Raw genomic sequence first — 2,502 nt, forward strand, 5'->3', positions numbered from 1 at the left:
ACCGCAAGATCGCCGCTTAATATCAACCCCAGGACGAGGCCCGCACTCCGCTAATTTACGCCGCGAGTTGTGCCAAATGTTCTGACGACGGACACAGGATCACACGCGTTCCCGCATCGCGTGCCTGCCGCACGAAGCTTTCGAGCATCATGATGCCGGACGCGTCGATATAGGGCACGCGGCCGAGGCGCAGGATCACGGTGTCGGGCGTGCGGCCGATCCGCGTCAGCGCATCCAGCATCTCGCCCGCCGCACCGAAGAACAGCGGCCCGGCTAGGCGGAACACCTCCACGCCCGGCGGCAGGGTGGCGCGCTGGCCGGGATCCTCGCCTTCGCCTTCTTCCACCGCCTCGTCTGGCAGCAGCCCGGCGGCCTCGCTCATCCGCGCCATGAACAGCAGCGAGGCGAGCGTCACGCCCACGCCGATCGCCACGGTCAGGTCCACCGTCACCGTCAGCGCGAAGGTGAGGAGCAGCAGCACCCGCTCGCCCACATGCAGGCGCATCAGCGCGCGGAAGCGGTCGATCTCGCTCATCCCCCAGGCGACGATCAGCAGCACCGCCGCCAGCGCCGCCATAGGGATATAGGCGATCAGCGGCCCGGCGATGAGCAGGAAGAGCAGCAGGAAGGCGGCATGGAATATCCCCGCCAGCGGCGTCTTGCCGCCCGCGCGGATATTGGTCGCGGTGCGGGCGATGGCGCCGGTCGCGGGCAGGCCGCCGAACAGGGCCGAGGCGAGGTTGGCTGCGCCCTGTCCGACCAGCTCCTGCCCGGAGCGGTGGCGATAGCCGGTCATCCCGTCGGCGACGGTGGCGGACAGCAGCGCCTCTATCCCGGCGAGGAAGGCGATGGTGAAGGCCGGGCCGATCACGTCGCCCAGCATCGCCATCGAAAAGGCGGGCAGGCGCGGCGCGGGCAGGCCGGTCGGCATGTCGGGAAAGCGCAGCCCCACCGTCTCCACCGGCAGGTGCAGCGCCAGCGCGGCCAGCGACGTCAGCGCCAGCGCGATCAGATAGCCCGGCCAGCGCGGGGCCACGCGCTTCAACAGCAGGATGGTGGCGAGCGCCACGATGCCGATGCCGAGCGCGGCGAGGTTGGCGGTGCCGATCGCCTGGCCATAGGCTGCCCATTTGCCGAGGAAGTCGGCGGGAATCCCTTCGGCATTCAGGCCGAGGAAGTCCGCGATCTGGCTCGATGCGATGATGACGGCGATCCCGGCGGTGAAGCCGGTGATGACCGGCGTCGGGATAAACTTCATCAACCTGCCGACCCCGGCATAGCCCGCGACGATCAGGATCAGCCCGGCGAGCATCGTCGCCAGCATCAGCCCCGAATAGCCATGGGTGGCGATGATGCCGGAGATGATGACGACGAACGCACCCGTCGGCCCGCCGATCTGCACCCTCGATCCGCCGAGCGCGGAGATCAGGAACCCGGCGACGATCGCGGTGACCAGTCCCTTGTCCGGCGAGGCGCCGCTGGCGATGCCGAGCGCCATGGCGAGCGGCAGGGCGACGATGGCGACGGTCAGGCCCGCCAGCGCATCGTCCTTCAGCCGCGCGAGGGTATAGCCTTCGCGCCATGTGGTGAGCAGCTTGGGGGTGAAGGCGCCCATCCTACCCCTCCCGCCCGGCGAACCGGTCCGGCGGAGCGCGGTCGTAGAGAATGGAGGTCTCCGCCCCGGAGGAGCGGCCCGCCGCCGTATCCCGGAATCGCACGCCGCGCCCGATGCCGTTGCTGGGCGCATGCTCGCCGATGATTTCTATCCCGGCCTGCTCCAGCGCGGTGACGACCCTCACCAGCGTATCGACGACGCCGCGCACCTGGCCCTCGGACGCCTCCATGCGCTGTATGGTGGGCAGGGAAAGGCCCGACAGGGCGGCCAACTGCTTCTGGTCGATGCCCAGCAGGGCGCGGGCTGCGCGCATCTGTTGCGACGTGATCATTCATCCTCCATGATGCATAAAACATCAAATATGATTCTTATACATCATCATGAGGGTTTTATCCATGAAAGATGAGATGCTTTCCCTCAAACGGGGCCAAGATCTCCAGCTATCCGGAGAGTCGAATCGATTCTCCGCTGTCGAAGCGTGCATGAAATAAATCTGTAGCCCCTGCCGGGCCGCGGCTTTGCGCGGTTGCGAGGCGGAAAACAGGTGCCGGACTCGCGCTGGTTGATTCCTCCGGTGGCCGGAAGGAGGTCGGCAGGGAAGGGGTGGTGCGGGTGTGGTGTCGAAACTAAAATTGTTATTTATCAATGTATTGTAAGATTTTTTGCATTTTTGTGGAAGTCAGGGTTGACCCCTGCGGAACCGCCCCATATATGGCGTTTCACCGACGCGGTGCTGACGGTGAGTTAGCGCTGTGTATGGTTGCCGACATAGAGGATTGGGTTTCTCCCTGATTTTTGGATTGGGGGGAGGGCATGGTTTTCTCTGGTGTTGGCTGGATCTTTGACATTGTTAGTATGATGAAGGGACATGTGGGCGGCGGCTCCGG

The 2,502-nt window shown here is 65.4% G+C and carries 2 protein-coding genes; both read right to left on the reverse strand.

Annotated features, from left to right (window positions below; all coding sequences use genetic code 11):
- Positions 1 to 55: 55 nt before the first annotated feature.
- Positions 56 to 1,615: a SulP family inorganic anion transporter gene (locus GGR43_RS23240; RefSeq protein WP_188074073.1), complete on the reverse strand. Its 1,560-nt coding sequence runs from the start codon at positions 1,613 to 1,615 to the stop codon at positions 56 to 58.
- Between the two features lies 1 nt (position 1,616).
- The gene (locus tag GGR43_RS23245; RefSeq protein WP_188074074.1) at positions 1,617 to 1,946 is read right to left on the reverse strand and encodes a helix-turn-helix domain-containing protein; all 330 of its coding nucleotides are present in this window, start codon (positions 1,944 to 1,946) and stop codon (positions 1,617 to 1,619) included.
- Positions 1,947 to 2,502: the final 556 nt, after the last annotated feature.

Source organism: Sphingobium jiangsuense (genome assembly GCF_014196495.1).
GTDB lineage: Bacteria > Pseudomonadota > Alphaproteobacteria > Sphingomonadales > Sphingomonadaceae > Sphingobium > Sphingobium jiangsuense.